The 16456-nt window shown below is 59.0% G+C and carries 12 protein-coding genes and 4 pseudogenes; 4 read left to right on the top strand and 12 right to left on the bottom strand.

Annotation, left to right across the window (positions count from 1 at the left end; all coding sequences use genetic code 11):
• Positions 1-15: 15 nt before the first annotated feature.
• From P0D89_RS34385 to P0D89_RS34395, 3 genes are read right to left on the bottom strand one after another with little or no spacing between them, the layout of a single operon-like run.
• Complete coding sequence (locus tag P0D89_RS34385; protein WP_408363888.1) at positions 16-1095, bottom strand: aldo/keto reductase; 1080 nt, start codon at positions 1093-1095, stop codon at positions 16-18.
• Positions 1095-1526, bottom strand: a complete 432-nt coding sequence (locus P0D89_RS34390; protein WP_408363890.1) for an RbsD/FucU family protein — start codon at positions 1524-1526, stop codon at positions 1095-1097. Before P0D89_RS34390 ends, P0D89_RS34385 begins: the two co-directional genes overlap by 1 nt.
• Positions 1527-1534: 8 nt before the next feature.
• The gene (locus P0D89_RS34395; protein ID WP_408363892.1) at positions 1535-2764 is read right to left on the bottom strand and encodes an ABC transporter ATP-binding protein; all 1230 of its coding nucleotides are present in this window, start codon (positions 2762-2764) and stop codon (positions 1535-1537) included.
• Between the two features lie 394 nt (positions 2765-3158).
• Here P0D89_RS34395 and P0D89_RS34400 point away from each other — a divergent pair, with 394 nt between their 5' ends.
• The gene (locus P0D89_RS34400) at positions 3159-4619 is read left to right on the top strand and encodes an ISKra4 family transposase (RefSeq protein ID WP_408377842.1); all 1461 of its coding nucleotides are present in this window, start codon (positions 3159-3161) and stop codon (positions 4617-4619) included.
• 108 nt (positions 4620-4727) lie between these two features.
• The gene (locus tag P0D89_RS34405) at positions 4728-5072 is read left to right on the top strand and encodes a helix-turn-helix domain-containing protein (protein ID WP_408363896.1); all 345 of its coding nucleotides are present in this window, start codon (positions 4728-4730) and stop codon (positions 5070-5072) included.
• Between the two features lie 335 nt (positions 5073-5407).
• Here the strand turns inward: P0D89_RS34405 and P0D89_RS34410 are convergent, their stop codons facing one another.
• From P0D89_RS34410 to P0D89_RS34435, 6 genes and pseudogenes are all read right to left on the bottom strand, one after another.
• Positions 5408-5620: a hypothetical protein gene (locus P0D89_RS34410; protein WP_408363898.1), complete on the bottom strand. Its 213-nt coding sequence runs from the start codon at positions 5618-5620 to the stop codon at positions 5408-5410.
• A 275-nt stretch (positions 5621-5895) separates the two neighbouring features.
• A complete protein-coding gene (locus tag P0D89_RS34415) occupies positions 5896-7125 on the bottom strand; it encodes a porin (RefSeq protein ID WP_408377844.1) in 1230 nt (409 codons plus the stop codon).
• A gap of 260 nt (positions 7126-7385) precedes the next feature.
• Positions 7386-8993, bottom strand: a pseudogene (locus P0D89_RS34420) (MFS transporter); the annotation flags it as partial.
• Between the two features lie 109 nt (positions 8994-9102).
• A complete protein-coding gene (locus P0D89_RS34425; protein ID WP_408363903.1) occupies positions 9103-10353 on the bottom strand; it encodes a CaiB/BaiF CoA transferase family protein in 1251 nt (416 codons plus the stop codon).
• Positions 10354-10426: 73 nt separating this feature from the next.
• Positions 10427-11563 carry an FAS1-like dehydratase domain-containing protein gene (locus P0D89_RS34430; protein WP_408363905.1) on the bottom strand — a complete coding sequence of 379 codons (1137 nt, stop codon included), beginning with the start codon at positions 11561-11563 and terminating at the stop codon, positions 10427-10429.
• Between the two features lie 38 nt (positions 11564-11601).
• Positions 11602-13161, bottom strand: coding sequence for an acetate--CoA ligase (locus P0D89_RS34435; RefSeq protein ID WP_408363907.1), 1560 nt, complete (start codon positions 13159-13161; stop codon positions 11602-11604).
• Positions 13162-13334: 173 nt separating this feature from the next.
• Between P0D89_RS34435 and P0D89_RS34440 the strand changes: the two genes are divergently transcribed.
• On the top strand, positions 13335-14078 hold the full coding sequence (locus P0D89_RS34440) for an IclR family transcriptional regulator (RefSeq protein WP_408363909.1): 744 nt from the start codon (positions 13335-13337) through the stop codon (positions 14076-14078).
• A 2-nt stretch (positions 14079-14080) separates the two neighbouring features.
• Positions 14081-14515 (top strand): PaaI family thioesterase, encoded by a 435-nt coding sequence (locus P0D89_RS34445; RefSeq protein ID WP_408363911.1) that lies wholly within the window; start codon positions 14081-14083, stop codon positions 14513-14515.
• A gap of 259 nt (positions 14516-14774) precedes the next feature.
• On the opposite strand, the pseudogene P0D89_RS34450 reads toward P0D89_RS34445, so the two are convergent.
• From P0D89_RS34450 to P0D89_RS34460, 3 pseudogenes are all read right to left on the bottom strand, one after another.
• Positions 14775-15346, bottom strand: a pseudogene (locus P0D89_RS34450) (fumarylacetoacetate hydrolase family protein); the annotation flags it as partial.
• Positions 15347-15479: 133 nt separating this feature from the next.
• Positions 15480-15884, bottom strand: a pseudogene (locus P0D89_RS34455) (gluconate 2-dehydrogenase subunit 3 family protein); the annotation flags it as partial.
• A gap of 455 nt (positions 15885-16339) precedes the next feature.
• A pseudogene (locus P0D89_RS34460) lies at positions 16340-16456 on the bottom strand (transposase); the annotation flags it as partial.

Here is a 16456-nt window from a genome sequence, read left to right on the forward strand (position 1 = left end):
TGGACGCGTCGACTCTCACGCGATGCCGCGCGGCGTGGGCGCGGCATCGGGCAGCAAGCCTTCCGTGCGCAGATCACGCCACATTGCATCGGGAATGGGCGAGGCAAGCGACGCAACATTGCGCCGGACTTCCTCCGGCGTCACGGCGCCCAGCACCAGCGAGGTCACGGCGGGATGGCCTAGCGCGAACTGCATCGCGGCATCGGCCAGCCGCACGCCATGCGAGTCGCAGACCGTTTCTATTTTCGCCACCCGCGTCATCACGTCGGGCGGTGCGGGCTGGTAGTTATAGCGCGCGCCCGGCACCGCGCCGGTGGCGAGGATCCCCGAATTAAATACGCCGCCCAGCAATACTGCGATGTTCTTTGCTTGCGCCAGCGGCAGGAAAGAAGTGAGCGCGGGCTGCTCCAGCAACGAGTAACGTCCGGCGAGCAACATGGTGTCGAAGACACCGGCACGCGCGAAGCGCTCACACATTTCGCTCTCGTTGAGCCCCACACCGATCGCGCGGACCACGCCTTCATCACGCAAGCGGCTCAGCGCCCGGTATGCCCCATCCATTGCCTCTTTAAAGCGTGCCTCGATGACGGCTGCGCCATGCGTCCACACATCGACATCGTGGATCAACACGATGTCGAACCGGTCGAGCCCGGTCCGCAAAAGCGACTGCTCAATCGAGCGCAACGTACCGTCGTACGAATAGTCGAGCATCGCGCGGTGCGGCAGCGGACCGGCAAATCCGGGGCTCTCCACGACCGGTTCGCTCTCGCTGCGGATTGCCGGACGCGGTGCCATCGGATCGAACCAGCGCCCCACCTTGGTCGAAACCACCACGTCCTCGCGCGATTGCCGCTGCAGCACTTGCCGAAGCGCCGCGCCCACGCGTAATTCGGCTAGGCCGTTGCCGTAGTGCGGCGCCATGTCGAACAGGTTGATGCCGTTGTCGAATGCCTCTACGACGGTGGCGACGCTGGTCGCTTCGTCAAGGTGACTGAAGAGGTTGCCGAGCGGCGCGGCGCCAAAGCCGAGCACGGTAACGTCGAGCCCGGTGGCGCCAACCCGGCGCCGTGGCAATGGAGTCGAGTCGGTCGCCATCACAATACCCCTTTGCTCAGCAGGAAATTCCCATACGGCCGGGTTTCTCCAGTGATAACGACGGCGCAGGCTTCTCGCGCTCGCGCGTAGTAAGCGAAGCGCTCGATACCGGCAACCTTGGGCTCAGGATCGAGCTTCGCAAAAACGGTTTCGATAACCTCCTGTTGAACTTCTGCGAGCGTGTCGACATCGCCGACCTGCTCCATCCGATGCACCGGGCTACCCTCGAACGTGTCGAGCGGCAGCACCGACAGAATGGCGCGCAACACCGCGACGGTGCCGCAGGCGGGCAGGTGAATCAGCGGCTTGTCGCCTGCGATCGAATAGGCCGGAAAATTCGCGTCGCAGACCGCAATGAAGTCGCCGTGTGCCATCGCGGCGAGTTCGCGCAGCAGCGGGGGCGTCAGAAGGGGATCGATATTCCTCAGCATGGGCATCCTCAGCTTGATTGGCGGGTCACGCCGAAGCCTGACAGTCGCGTTGGTGGTTGAACAATATCGTTATTTCTCTGCATGGATCTCTTCCCCCAATTCGTTGTGTTCGGATGGTGCGCCGCACTACCCCGCCGCAGCCAGCGCCGTGTCAGCCCCTCTTCGAGTGCCATGCCATCCTGGTCGAATACATGGATGTGCGCGAGGTCGGGTTCGAAGGCCAGCACCTCGCCAATTTCCACATGAATTGCTCCGCGTAGCGACGCGCGAATGGTTTCACCTGATCCGAGCGTGCCGGTAATGATCGTCTCGGCCCCAAGGAATTCGCGCGCCGTCACGCTCACGCGCAACGCGCCGTGCTCGCGCAGCGACAGATGCTCGGGCCTTATGCCGATCGTACAGCGCGCGGTGTCGGCCGCGACGTTCGCATGTCGGGGCAGTCTGATCTTCAGCCTCTCCTCGTCGACCGAGAACACCGGATGGCCATCGCCGGAGAGGGTTCCGTGAGCGGCCAGCAGGTTCATTTGAGGAGAACCTAGAAAGCCGGCGACAAAGAGGTTCTTCGGGTGCGCATAAAGCTCGGCCGGGGAACCACTCTGCTCGATCTGCCCATTGCGCAGCACGACGATGGTGTCGGCCATCGTCATTGCCTCGACTTGATCGTGTGTGACGTAAATCATTGTCGATTTAAGCCGCTGATGGAGCGCGACGATTTCGCCGCGCATCTTGACCCGCAGTTCCGCGTCGAGGTTCGAGAGCGGTTCGTCGAACAGGAAACCCTTGGGCTGCTTGACAATTGCACGCCCGATCGCCACGCGCTGGCTCTGTCCACCCGACAATTGAGACGGCTTACGCTCCAGCAGATGCGAGATCTGCAGAATCTCAGCAGCGCGTTGAATGCGGGGCTCGATTTCGGCTTTCGGGGTCTTCTGGAAGACCAGCCCGAAGCGCAGGTTCTCCCGGATGCTCATATGCGGGTACAGCGCGTATGACTGGAAAACCATCGCCATGCCGCGCGCCGACGGCAACAGATGATCGCAACGCGTCGCGTCGATATGAACCTCGCCGGAACTGACTTCTTCAAGCCCCGCGATCATGCGCAACAAGGTTGACTTCCCGCAGCCCGACGGCCCCACGAAAACCATAAACGACCCGTCTTCAACGACCAGATCGATACCGGGAATCACAGTCGTGTTGCCAAAGCTCTTGCGCACCGATTTCAACTCAAGCTTCGCCATGCTGCGCCTCCCTTTGAACAGTTGCCGGCCCCGTTTCACGGGTTCCCTGCGCGCCACTGGCCCGGCACACCGCGAGCCAATCACCGGCTTGCAGGGTACGTGGCGTCGCGAGCACGACGAGCGCGCCCTCTCGTCGTGCAGGCGCCCCGTCGATTGTCACCGCACCGTCGAGCAAAGGCAATAATAGCGATGCAACCCGCAGGAGAGTGAACCAAACCGTGGGAGGCCATTTCCGTCGACTCGACCGCCGTCATAGACGGCGTGACGACGCCGTACCCGATGGGATACGGCGCTTGGAATCTGCGAAGTTTCTAACGAAAAGAGCTCTGCGAGCCCGCCGGCACGCTGGCCGTATCAGCTACGCTGGCGACGTTACCAACCGATCGGAGTTGCTATGCGACTGATCATCGAGGCCCGCCTGGAGGGTGGGGAAACGAGTGAGACTGAAGCGACGATTGTTGCTGTGGTTGAACGAAAAGACCGCAGCGTCGCCGACCTGGGACTCACACTTGCCGAAGGTCGCGCCTTGCTCGCCGAGGTTCAATCGTTACTGGTGTCGGAGCAGACTGCCGGGTGGATGGAGAGCCAATTGGCTTGCCACCGTTGTGGCTCGATGCTGGCGCACAAGGACGCCCGGTCGATCGTGCTGCGAACCGTGTTTGGCAAGGTCGACGTGCCGAGTCCGAGGCTGTGGGCGTGCAGCTGCGCGGCAAAGCAAGGGCAACCGCGCCGCTCCGTGAGTCCGCTGTGCAAGGCCGTTCACCAGCGTGTGACGCCGGAATTGGAGTACCTGCAGGCCAAGTGGGCCGCCCATCTACCCTTCCGTCAGGCCACTGAGCTGCTTCGAGAGGTCCTTCCGCTGGACAAAGGCATTTCCTTCGGTAGTACTCGCCGTCGAATCCTCGCCGTCGGTAGCGCGCTGGACGCGCAGATCAAGCGCGATATCGCGTCTGGACCAAAAGCGGTCAGCGGAGAGCCGGTTCGCGAATCGCCCACCGTCGGCTGCGTGAGCGTCGACTCGGCGTGGCGGAGCTACAGCAGCAGCCCCAAGAGCCGCAAGGCAGCGCGCGACCTTGCGGAGCTGAAATCGCCTTGGGCGCAGAAGTTGACGCGGGATCGACATGTCAACATCGTTGCGGGCCGTGCAACTCTTGCTGATCGCACCCCGCGTCTCTACGCGTACGTGCATAAGCTGGTGCCATCGCCGCCCGCGCGGCTGGACCAATTTCTCTTTGCAAGCGGCGTGGCTCCAGACGAGCGAGTCACCGTGATCAGCGATGACGCTGGCGAATTCGGCAAGGCTGTGGACGGCAGCCAGCTCACCAGGGGAAGGATCCTGGACTGGTTTCACATCGCGATGAAGTTCAAGGCTGCCAAGAACTGGGTGTTAGGAAGCCAGACGATGGAGCCCCACGAGCGAATCGCTGTACAGACAGAGATCGATCACGCCAAGTGGCTGGTTTGGCATGGAAAGGGCCGGCAATCGGTGTCCTGCATCAAGGCCCTGGATGCCACGCTGTTGGCGAAGGAAGGCTATGAGCACTCGACGTTGTACTGGAACCTGCGCCGCGTGTACTTCTACATCGAGAACAACGCCGGTACGCTCGTGAACTATGGCATGCGCTATCACAAGGGGCTACCGATCAGCAGCAGCATTGCCGAGTCCGCGGTGAACCTGGTGGTCAGCCATCGCATGGCGAAGAAGCAACAAATGCGATGGACAGACGAGGGAGCGCACTGCCTGGCACAGGTCAGAGTTGCTGTTCTCAACGAAGAATTCTCGGTTAAGAAACTTGCCGTGTTGACCAAGACTTCTGCAGTTGCAAACTCGCCGAGTGCACGCCGAGCGGCGTGAATTGCCCCCCCCCACGGTTTGGTTCACTCTCTATCTAATTCCCAGTTCACTGGGAAGACAAATTCTAGCGCCAACTGGACAGTGCTCCCATTTCACTGGGAGAAAATTTTGGAGTTGGCCGAAGTCTTTGGCGCGGTCTTACGCGAGCACCGCATTCGCGCCGAGCTAACACAGGAGCAGTTCGCCTTTGAGGCGGATATACGCCGCAATTACGTCAGCATGCTGGAGCTTGGCCAGCACCAGCGGACTCTCACAATGCTGTTTTCGCTTGCAGCCGCTTTGAAATGCTCGCCCAATGAACTCATCGCCGAGGTTGAACAGAAGGTCAAAAGATCCCCTCGCTCGACCAAGAAGGCGCCGAAGCCGGCCAGAAAGCGCGTGAAAGCCACCGCCGACAAATCCGGCAGCGCGGCGAACGATCGCTCAGACCGCCGGCCCCGGCGCGGGAACTAAGCGGTTTTCCTGCTCGCCAGTTGAAGTGCTGCCCGCCGTCTCTGCGCGCTTCTTGACATAGAACACGCGCTGCGGCGCTGCAGAATGCCACCGGCTTGCAATGCCTTCCGAGGTACACGCGTCGCCTGGAATAGCTGAAGGTCGACTCGGTCGCCTGAAGTGCAGGTGCATCAGCCGGCTCGTCGCGTCGTCGACATAACCAGCAGGATGCAGGCAGGTACCCCGTCCCTCGAACCCATGATGGCTAATGCCGTCGATCTGCAACAGTTCGCCGGAACAGGGACAGCGGCGGCCCAAAATCGGCGTAACGCTCGTGAATCAGTCTGAGCGCATGGTCAAGTAGCGTCTGCGGCAACTGGTGATTGCTGCGCACGCCGTGCCGCCGCGAAGTCAGCAGCATCTTCGTCGCCGTAGCGGATCACGAGTCGCTCGACCTGGCGCCGGCTCAGACCCAAGCGCTCGGCGGCACGCCAGGTCATCAGTCGCGCCTCTGCGACCGCCTCGATGACCTTCAGTCGGCCAAGCTCCTGCACGCTCATCGCGATCATCCCAGTGCACGCGCCATGGCGGGTCTCCACAGGCGGGAAAACTGCGCCACCATCCGCTACAGACGCCTTGGGTACGAAATCTGTACTTTGCCAAAGTACGGCACTGCCTCTTTGCTCCTACGGCGTTTTTTAGGATAACGAGTTCGAGGCAACGCTGCCTGCGACCCTTGCCAAGGGACGACACGACCGCCGCCCGCTCGGGTTGGCGCTTTTGCCACACGCCGACGCAGCGGTAGCCGTATGCCGCACTGACCCATTGATCTGGCCTGGATTATTCAGAAAAAATGCATGATGCCCAGTCGCAGGATAAACTGCCGCGCGCTATCAGACGGAGTCACCGTCAGCACTGAGGCAACCGCTTGTTGTTTCGTTGAATCCGTTCCGCTTGCCATCACATAAGTTCCGAGGCAGTAAATGTCCGTACGCTTCGAAAGCAGATAGTGAACTGCTGCGTTGAACTGGTTGTAGTGCGCTGGAGGTTTGCCGTCAACCGCACCACCCGTCAGAAAGTCATACGCACCTGTCAACGCTATATCGGGTTTCAGAAAGTACCGAGCGTAAGCTGCATAACTATTGAAGACCGCGGTACCGCTGTATCCAAACGGGTTGGTCAAAGAAAGTGTCCCGGAAGCCGGATCGCCTAGACCTCCAAAGCGGATATTGGAGTAGTTAGCCCCGACCGAGAATGTCGTAGTCCCGTATTGCGCGCCCGCTCCAATCACCTGATACGTGCCGGCCGACGCAAACCCGCCATAGACCGGATTGGCTTGCACGCCAGTAGTCGCGCCGAGATTGTTGCCAGTAGTCGAACTGAGAGTGTTGTTACCGAAGAAAGACTGGTTTGGATCTCGCACCTTCAGGTACGCAGCAGCGACCTTGACAGGTCCCTGTGCAAACGAGGCGCCGAACGAATAGATGCTATTTCTCGACATCGACCCTGCGACGCCGCCGAAACTGTACATGCCGCTCGCAACGAAGCCGTGATACGACGTGCTGGTGAACTTGACAGCATTGTTGGTACGGTAGGTGTCGGCAAAGTTGTCGATATCGTTACCGTGTGACGTAAAAGTGCCGCCACCGCCTGACGCCGCAGCGCTCAACGGCCGTAGAAAGTCAACGACCGAATCGTATTGGCGCCCAAACGTCAGCGTGCCATACGGCGCGCTCAATCCAACGAACGCCTGTCTGCCGAAAAATGTACCGCCTTCCTGGAGCTTGCCCGTGCCGATGTCGAAGCCGGTTTCCAGCGTGAAAATCGCCTTGTAGCCCTGCCCCAGATCTTCGACACCGCGGAACCCCAACTGGTTGCCGGCCATCACCGTGCTGCTGGTTGAATACAACGTGCGCCCGACACGCTTCCCGGCCCCATCGATTGTTTGTGCATTGCTGATGTAATTCAAACCTTGATCGATAATTCCATAAATCGTAACCGAGGATTGCGCGATGGCGTCTGTCGACACGAGAACGCCAAGTGTAATTGTCATCAATAAAATGCAGGTTTTCATTGATCGACTCCTGTTGTCGTTTTTCGTAGACGTGACGGCACCCTGCCGTGATCGTCCATAGCAATCTGCTGCACTTCAATGCTGAAGAGTTAGATCAGGCGAAACTTTTTTATATATGGATTACTAACCATAATCAAACGAATATATTTTTGAAGGTAGCCATCTCAACCGAGATCGGCTCGCTGCTGGTCGGCGCTCAGGTGCGCCGGTTGATACGAACCAGCAACCGCCTCCGCCGGATCAAACGAACCTTCGACCTCAAGATCGCTGCCTTTCGTTTCCGGCAGGAAAGCAACGCCCACCACGAACGTCATGGCAATGAGGCCAACCGGATACCACAGTCCCGCGTAGATATCGCCGCTGGCCGCGACTATTGCGAACGCTGTCGCGGGCAGGAAGCCGCCAAACCAGCCGTTCCCGATGTTGTACGGCAATGACACAGCGGTATAGCGAATCCGCGTGGGAAACATTTCCGCCAGTACAGCCGCGACCGGGCCATAGGTCGCCGTAATCAGCAGGCCCAGTGCGATCAGCGTCAGGAGCGCCATCACCCAGTTGACGCGCGAGGGATCGGCGTGCGCAGGGTAGCCGGCCTCAGCCAGCGCGCTGGACAGCGCCGCGGCAAAGCGGGTTTCTTCGCTCTTTGCTTGTGGGCTGTTGGCCGCGTAAGCCGGCACGCTGACGGCGCCGATATGAATCACCGCGGTGAAAGACTCACCCGCTTTGACATTGCGATAACTCAGGCCGGCTCGCGCAAGCGCCTGCTTCGCAATATCGCAGGAACTGGTGAAGCGGGCAGTTCCGGTCGGATTGAACTGGAATGAGCAGTCGCCCGGATTCGCGACCAACTCGATCGGAGAACGCTCGAGCGCCTGTTCGAGCGCGGGATTGACGAAGTGCGTGAGCCCTTTGAACAGCGGAAAATAAGCGAATGCGGCGATCAGTAGACCGGTCATGATTACCGGCTTGCGTCCGATGCGATCCGACAGGACTCCGAATGCGATGAAAAGCGGCGTGCACACGATCAACGCAACACCGATCAGCATGTTCGCCATCATGATGTCGAGCTTGAGTGTCTGGGTCAGAAAGAACAGCGCATAGAATTGCCCTGTGTAAAGCACTACGGCTTGCCCAGCGACCAGGCCAAACAGCGCAATGAGCGATAGCCGCAAGTTCCGCCATTGACCGAAGGCCTCCTTCAGAGGTGCCTTTGAAGCTCTGTTCTGCGCTTTCATGCGGCTAAACACCGGCGATTCGTGAAGCTTCAGCCGGATCCAGACCGAAGCGGCCAGCAACAGCGCCGAAAGCAGGAACGGCACTCGCCATCCCCAATCTGCGAAAGCGGCTTCTCCCACGCTGTAGCGCACCGCAATGATGACGACGAGCGACAACAACAGGCTAAGGGTGGCCGGCGTCTGTATCCATGCGGTCCATGCTCCGCGCTTTGCATTGGGCGCATGTTCCGCGACATATGTCGCCGCCCCGCTGTACTCGCCTCCAAGCGACAATCCCTGTAGCAGACGCAGGCAAATGAAAAGAATGGGCGCAGCCATGCCGATCTTGTCAAAACCAGGCAGTAAGCCAATAAGGAACGTCGAAAACCCCATCACTGAAATCGTGAAGAGGAAAGTACATTTACGGCCGACTTTATCGCCGATACGACCAAATACAATCGAGCCGAGCGGCCGTACCGCAAAGCCGGCAGCGAAACTGAGAAGCGTGAAGACGAAAGCGGCGCCGGGATTGACGCCAGAGAAGAACTGCTTGCTGATGATGACGGCGAGCGAGCCGGCAAGGTAGAAATCGTAGGCTTCAAAGACCGCGCCCAGAGACGACGCAATGAGAACACGCCGGTCGTCACGCGACATGCGCGTGTCCCGGATTACGTTGCTTGCCATTCCTGTCTCCTTCCGGCAGCCGCTTCGGGCAGCCTTGTTTATCTAACGGTGCAGGTGTCGATGTGCGCGCCGCAATCCATCATGTCTTTTTGCGTGGGTGCCTGGGAGCAACGCCGGATGCAATCAGCGCGCGGGCAGCCTCGCCGTCATAACCTGCTTCCCGCAATACGGATTCGGTATCGGCTGCGAACGCTGGCGGCGCTGTGCGTACCGAACCGGGCGTGCGCGAAAGCTTGATGGGTATTCCAACACCTTTGTACCCTGGTAATTCAGCCACCATCTCGCGTGCGAGGGTATGAGGGTGTTGCAACGAGTCGGCTACCGTGTTGATACGCGATGCCGAAACGCCAGCCTCTGTTAGCCGACGACATAGATCAGTTGCGTCGACGTCGCGTAAAACCGGTTCAATCTCCGCACGCAACATCGCGCGATTCTCGACGCGAGCGCGGTTTGTGTCGAAGCGCGCGTCGCTGACCAGTTCCGAACGATTAATGACGTTACAGAAGCGCTTGAACTGTCCATCGTTGACCACGCCGATAAACACCTCGCCGTGTGCCGCTGTGAAGGTGTCGTAAGGCGAGATGTTTGGATGCGCATTGCCAGTAAGAGCCGGGGTATTGCCGGACGCAAACCAGTTCGCCGGATGCGGGTGTAGCAGGCCCAATGCAGTTTCGAACAGCGACGTATCGACAAGTTGCCCCAGGCCCGAACGCGCCCGTTCCGCGACAGCTAGCAAAATTCCAATCACGGAAGAAAGTCCTACAGCGGTATCCACGATTGGAATGCCAATGCGGGTGGGCCCCGACTCGTGATGACCATTGATACTCATTAACCCGCAGAACGCCTGGAGCACTGCGTCGTAACCTGGCATGCCGGATAGCGGACCGCTATCGCCAAAGCCGGTGATGCGGCAATAGATGAGGCGCGGAAACCGCTGCTGAAGCACGGTGGTGTAGTCGAGTCCCCACCTCTTCATCGTGCCCGGAAGGAAGTTTTCAACCAGAATGTCGGCATCGGCAAGCAGGGCCATCAGCACTTCGCGCCCGTCCGGCTCGGAGAGGTCGAGCGAAATTGCGCGCTTGTTACGGTTCAATCCCTGAAAGTAGGCGGCACTCTCGCCCACGAACGGCGGCCCGAGTTCACGCGTTTCGTCGCCTTGAGGCGGCTCGACCTTAGTCACGTCGGCGCCGTGATCGGCGAGAATCTGGGCCGCGAAAGGGCCCGCTAGAACTCTCGACAGATCGAGTACTTTTAAGCCCTGCAACGCACCACGCGTGTCGCTTTTCTGGTTCGGCGGACCTCCTCGTGACTCAGTCATCCATGTCTCCATATGTTGGAATGTCGATGGAACGGGCCGTTATGCTCGGCCCTGAATCCTTTGACTTACTCTTAGCGACTCTCTGTCATCCCCGGCTGCGCAATTCCACGATGCCGCTTCCAAGTACCGACAGCTCATCGTCCTGATTGCGGGCTTCCTGTTCGATCTCGACCAGGTGACGCCCGTCTTCGACGAATTTGCGTTTGACCTTGCCCTTGATGAACAGCATATCGCCCGCGGGATTATGGCGGCGAATCTTGCACGTTGCGCTGCGCAGGAAGCCATCATCCCCCATCCAGTTTGTCATATGATGCGTGAGCCACGAGCAGCGTTCAGGACCGTAGTCATATGCCCCCGGCGCGCCTACGCGCAGCGCGAATTCTTCTTCCCAGTGCACCCGTTCCGGGCAATCGGGAATACCGAAGCGATTTCTGATCCCTACGCCCGGGTGCGCATCGATCAATTGCCATGCGAGCTTGTTCGCACGGATGTAAAGGCCGCCCCAGCCTTGCGCATACGCGATGAATCCCGTCACTGTCATCGGCCCCTTGAACATCACCGGCAACACTTCACCTTCAACGACATCTTCCCAATAGCGGGTTTTCGAACCCCGTATTTCCTCGTTCCGATACAGCTCATACGCCGCCGCCAGTTCTTCCTCGGTGTAGATGCGAGGCGGCCGCGATTTGACATCGCTGTACTTGGTGCCCTGTTCCCGCGCATGATCGCGCTCCGTGCGGAAACACCAGCTGTCGGCATCGGCAACGAGATCGCCGTGCTGGTTATAGAAGTCGACGTGATATATCTGCTGGATCGCACGACCGGCGAAACGGGTTTCGTGCTCGATCAGATCCTTGAGCCGCGCCTGCGTGCTGATCACATCATTACGCTTGACCTCTTTATGCCAGTGCCAGTCCGCTCCCGACCACATCGCATGCACACCGGGCAATCCGCCCACATAGCCGGACACGATGCGGCTCGTCGTGAACAGGAAACTCGGCAACGCAATGATTCCATCGTGACGGGTCTGCGCCGCGTAATCCGGATCACACCAGAGCGGATTGTCGTCGCCAATCCCGTGCGCGTAGTGACGAATATTGTCGCGAGTCGCTTCATAACACCACGGCTCGGCTGTCGCGCCCACCTCGACGCCAATTCTTTTGCTCAACTCTTCCAGACCCTTTTCGGTGATCTTGGGGAACATTACCTGATCTTCTGCCATGCCTCTCTCCTTGTGTATTCCTGACTGGTCCTGTTGTATTAGCTCGGAATCTCCGACGTGAGCCGCTCGCGGTCACGCAGCGCTTTCCGGTTTACCTTGCCTGCCGGGTTCTTTGGAAGCGCGGTAACGTACTCAATGATTCGGGGATATTCGTGCTGACTCAAGCGATCTCTTACGGATTCCTGAATTTCCCTGGTAAAAGTTTCGTCGCCTGGTCGCTCTGCGACTACAAACGCTTTGACGACCTGCCCGCGCAATGAATCGGCAACTCCGATCGCAGCCGTTTCACGCACGTCCGGATGTTTCATGACCGCATCTTCGATCTCGACCGCGCTGATGGTCCAGCCCGCCGAGATAATCACGTCATCGGCGCGGCCACGATGATAGAAGTAACCGTCTTCGTCGATCCGGCCGAGGTCTTTGGTCGGCACCCAGTTGCCGCCTCGCCAGACTGCCAGTTCGCCAGTGACATCGGGCGCACACGGCCGGCCGTTTGCGTCCTGGACTTCGACGCGCACGCCTGGAACCGCTTTGCCGAGCGACCCTGGCTTCACCGGAAAATCTTCCGCACCCGGATAGCTGACGAGAATCACACCAATCTCGGTCGTGCCATACATGCTGCACACCGGGCAGCCAAAAGTCTGCTGTACGAACTCCATTGTCTCGCTGTCAATCGGTTCGCCGGTAAATGACAGTTTCTCGATCGCATAGTTGTAGCGGCCGGCGACGCCTGAGTTTCTGATCATCCGGTAATGGGTCGCCGCCGCCGACATATTGACAAAACGATGCTCGTGCAGTGCTTTCAGCAGCCGCTCTGCGGAAAACTTCCCCGCATAGGCGCCAATGGTGGCCCCCAGCGCAAGCGGAGCTAGCGTGCCATGCCAGAGCCCATGACCCCACGCCGGCGACGAAGGACAAAAGAAACGTTCGCCAGGTCGCACGCCAGTTCCATACAGTGCGGCGCGCAACACCATGACCAGCGCTCGGTGGGTGTGCCGCACAGCATCGGGTAATTCGCGTGTAGTGCCCGATGTGTACTGGAAAATAGCGAGATCGTCGCTATGCGTGACCGTGCTGAACTGGCGCGGATATTTCGTCAACTCGTTCAGCCACTCGGTACTGGCGATTACAGTCTTGACGTCCTCGACCGTAGCCGCTACGGCTGCTTTTGTTTCGTTGGTAATGAGAATGCGTGGCTTGCAGTCGTGAACACGTAACCGGAGCCCATCGGGACCGAACAGCGTGAATAGCGGCACGGCAATCGCGCCGAGCTTCAGCACGCCGAACAACGAAGCGTAAAAAGCCAGCGATGGTTCGAGCATGATGCCGATACGATCCCCGGGACGTACGCCTTGAGCGTGCAGGTAGTGTGCAACCTGCGAGGACGTCCCCGAGATTTCGCGAAAGCTCAGCACTTCGTCCAGCCCGTCGGCATGCGCGATGATGACGGCAGATCGGTCCTCGTGGACGTGCCTGTCGATGCATTCGTGCGCGATGTTCAGCAGCGGAACCTTGCCGTCGACGAGGTCCCACAACTTCTGCGCGCTAAAGTGCTGCTGGGCATCGCCATAGGACGTGTACGCCGTGAGTCTGGTCATAGCAATATGTCTCCGGGTTTTTTGCTGAAGCATCTTGTTAAATCCACTTTAGGAGCCTCTTGTGTTTTTGTCAAATAGCATGTACGTTTGTATATATACAAAACGGAGGTTGAATGACGGTCATTAGGCAAGCAGTTCCGAAACCAGCCAAACCCGGTCCACGAGTGCGGCCGGTGCCGGCAGTCACCCGTTCAATCGCGATTCTGCGGCTGCTCGGCGACAGCGCGGAGCCGATCGGGGTGAAGGCGATCGCCGATCAACTCGAGCTTGTGCCGAGTACCTGTTTGCACATCTTGCGAGTGCTGGTCGACGAGGAGCTAGTCAAGATCGACCCTTCCACCAAACGTTATTCGGTGGGCCCAGGGATGTTGTCGCTCGCACGAAGCGCGCTGAAAAGCGGTGGTTTCGGCGACCTGGTGCAACCGTTCCTCGACGATCTGGCGTCGCGATATGGCGTCACCACGATGGGCGTCGAAGCGAGTGGTCTGAAACACATGGTGGTGAAAGCGATGTCAGCGTCAGAACTAACAGTGAGTCTGCGCGTCGAGCTGGGTAGTCGCTTTCCCGCGTTGATCAGCGCAACGGGTCGCTGTGTTGCGGCATACGGTGACTATACGGCGGCCGAACTTCAAAGCGGATTCGAGGCATTGCGCTGGCAGAACCCACCTGCTTTCGATGCGTGGTTGAAAGAAGTCGACCTCACCCACAAGCGCGGCTATGCGATCGATCGTGGCAACTATATTGCTGGCGTCACGGTGGTCGCGGTGCCGGTCCTCGACTCGCGGCAACGGATGGTGTTCGGTCTTGCTGCAGTGGGTCTCGCGAGTCAGCTCAACGCGACCCAGGTGAGCGCGCTGGCTGCGGATCTGGGCAAAGCGGCGAGCGAACTGGCGGCCACCGTCGTATCGGTGCGGTGATCATGACCCAGTCCGAGGTTAGCGCACGGCTGGAACAGGAAGGTTGGCGCCAGCACAAGCCACGAGGTTTCACCGGACTGGTAGGTCCGTTATGGAGCCGTGCCGATCCGGAGTTGCTGAGTTTTGGATTAGTGACTGACGAACGGCATTTGAATCCGGCTGGGATCGTTCACGGCGGCTTACTGACCACACTGCTCGACCAGGTGCTCAGCACCGCAGCGTGGCAAGTGACCGGACAGCTCCCTTGCGTGACGATTCAACTCGACGCGCAGTTCGTTTCGCCCGTGAAGGCCGGCGTGTTCCTCGCAGCACATGCGGAGGTCGTCAAACGAACCCGCGAGATCGTGTTTGTGCGTGGCGAATTGAGCATTTCCGACGCCCTTGTGATGACGGGAAGCGCGGTGTTAAAGGTTCTTCATTCAGCGGATGGAAAGTGAGTGGGTGCACCTGGCCGAAGCCAGGCGGTGTTGGAGGTCAAATAGCCGTTGAAGATCGGGCATCCCGGTTACGCGGAACAGTTTCTTATCGAATGGTTCCGGGCTACTGTTTGGCACGGTTGATCATAAACGGCTCTATAGCGGGACCGGTTGACCTGCCGTACCTTTTGTCGCCTGCGATATTAACGTCCTCCTCAAATCAAAGGCTCCTATGTATAAGGCCAACTTGCTCTCAGCACCCACGTCGCTTTCATCCCCGTCAGTCGAGGAACCCGCGCGCCTCGAGATTGCGATACAGCGCACGCACGCCGAACGTCCACGGTGCAATCTCAGTCGATAAGCGCACCGTGTTGACGAGCGCCCCAAGCGGTGGAGTCGAGATCGTCACCACGTCTCCGAGGTGGTGCGTGAAGCCACCACCTTCCTCGCCCCGGTCCTTGATTGGTGAAAACATTGTCCCGAGAAACAGCATGAAGCCGTCTGGATACTGGTGATGCGCACCAAAAGTTTGTGCTACGAGTTCAAGCGGGTCACGTCTGATCTCCCTCATACGACTCACGCCCTCGAGCACGAAGCCATCGTCGCCTTCAATATGTAGCGATACGCTCGCATTGCGCATGGTCGAGAGTAAAAAGCATCGTCAAACATCCGGATAAAAGGACCGATCGCGCACGAGCCGTTGTTGTCCTCGGCCTTACCGAGCAGCAATGCAGACCGCCCTTCTATATCCCGCAGATTGACATCGTTGCCAAGCGTTGCCCCCACCACCTGCCCGGCAGCATTTACGGCGAGGACAATCTCCGGCTCTGCGTTATTCCGAGGCTCGGCCGGGATTCGCAAAAATCCGCCACATCTCCAGTTAGATCACTGATCTAACTGGAGAAATTGATCGCCTGGTCGAGCTTCGACGGCCGTTTCTGCGAGTCCGTCAGGTTGCCATGCCTGAAGACGGCGCTGGAGGGCAGCCGAGCCGGTACAGATCGCGCGGCACGAGCTTCAACTGATAGCCGAGTTCGGGCATGCCCTGCGTGAACGGTGCCTGCATGTACCAGAGCGCGCCATGCGCGTACGGCGTGTCCATCTGCCGGTCGATGAATTCGGGCACGCCCGCTTCGACACCGCCCGGGCCTTCACTGTCCGCCGGAATCAGACGGTCGACCGCCGCATGGATGAACGCCCATTCCTTCGCATCGAAGAAACGCGGTTTGTAGTCGGCGCCAGAGGCTTGCGGTCCTGATGTTGCCGGGTTCGAATCTGGCGCCGACGTGCCAGACGACTTTAGATCGCACCCGGCAAGCGTTCCTGCTGGAACCAGCGCTACGGCCGAGCGAAAGAAGCCTCGGCGCGAGGTCAGGGGCAATTTACGCATGGTGTTCAAGTCAGCAAGCCGAGATGCAGATGCCCTCTCGGACAGTTAGTGGATCGCCTTTGGCGATGATATTGGCAGCACTTGCAATCGCGCGCGGCATGAGTCAGTCGCGCCGTGTCGGGAGGCGCGATGCCCAGGTAACGACGTACCAACGGGCCGGAGCATTGAGCGCTCACGGAACTGAGGCTCACTTCAAGACCTACTTTGCCTTCATGATAGTAAGCAGCATGAAGGAGCGCTATTACATGAAGCTGTAGTTCGCGCCGGCTCTGTTAAATCGACCGGCGTAGACTACCTGCGTCTCTTAAGAGTAGTAATCCTTAGTGAATCACCACGTTCGCAGAACGTGGTTTCGCATTAAGCCCCCCAATAGGGGGGCACACCTATCGGCCCTTCTGAGAAGGTCTTCTACCCGGTTCCAACTGAAGCTGCTCTTGATGCATCTCTTCTTTCTCCTAGAACCGAACGTACTTTTGGATCATCTCGCTGTTCAAACCGACCGAATCTACGCAGTAACCCTTTTCCCAAAAATGATTGCCCCAATAAGGTTTTTCTTCAAAAATGGAAAGGCC

The organism is Paraburkholderia sp. RL18-085-BIA-A (assembly GCF_046027075.1).
Lineage (GTDB): Bacteria > Pseudomonadota > Gammaproteobacteria > Burkholderiales > Burkholderiaceae > Paraburkholderia.

What these genes read in the sequence shown, in the direction of transcription:
- P0D89_RS34390 (WP_408363890.1), bottom strand. Translation starts at nt 1,526, where the DNA reads ATGCTGAGGAATATCGATCCCCTTCTGACGCCCCCGCTGCTGCGCGAA.
- P0D89_RS34435 (WP_408363907.1), bottom strand. Translation starts at nt 13,161, where the DNA reads ATGACCAGACTCACGGCGTACACGTCCTATGGCGATGCCCAGCAGCAC.
- P0D89_RS34400 (WP_408377842.1), top strand. Translation starts at nt 3,159, where the DNA reads ATGCGACTGATCATCGAGGCCCGCCTGGAGGGTGGGGAAACGAGTGAG.
- P0D89_RS34385 (WP_408363888.1), bottom strand. Translation starts at nt 1,095, where the DNA reads ATGGCGACCGACTCGACTCCATTGCCACGGCGCCGGGTTGGCGCCACC.
- P0D89_RS34430 (WP_408363905.1), bottom strand. Translation starts at nt 11,563, where the DNA reads ATGGCAGAAGATCAGGTAATGTTCCCCAAGATCACCGAAAAGGGTCTG.
- P0D89_RS34445 (WP_408363911.1), top strand. Translation starts at nt 14,081, where the DNA reads ATGACCCAGTCCGAGGTTAGCGCACGGCTGGAACAGGAAGGTTGGCGC.
- P0D89_RS34415 (WP_408377844.1), bottom strand. Translation starts at nt 7,125, where the DNA reads ATGAAAACCTGCATTTTATTGATGACAATTACACTTGGCGTTCTCGTG.
- P0D89_RS34425 (WP_408363903.1), bottom strand. Translation starts at nt 10,353, where the DNA reads ATGGAGACATGGATGACTGAGTCACGAGGAGGTCCGCCGAACCAGAAA.
- P0D89_RS34410 (WP_408363898.1), bottom strand. Translation starts at nt 5,620, where the DNA reads ATGATCGCGATGAGCGTGCAGGAGCTTGGCCGACTGAAGGTCATCGAG.
- P0D89_RS34395 (WP_408363892.1), bottom strand. Translation starts at nt 2,764, where the DNA reads ATGGCGAAGCTTGAGTTGAAATCGGTGCGCAAGAGCTTTGGCAACACG.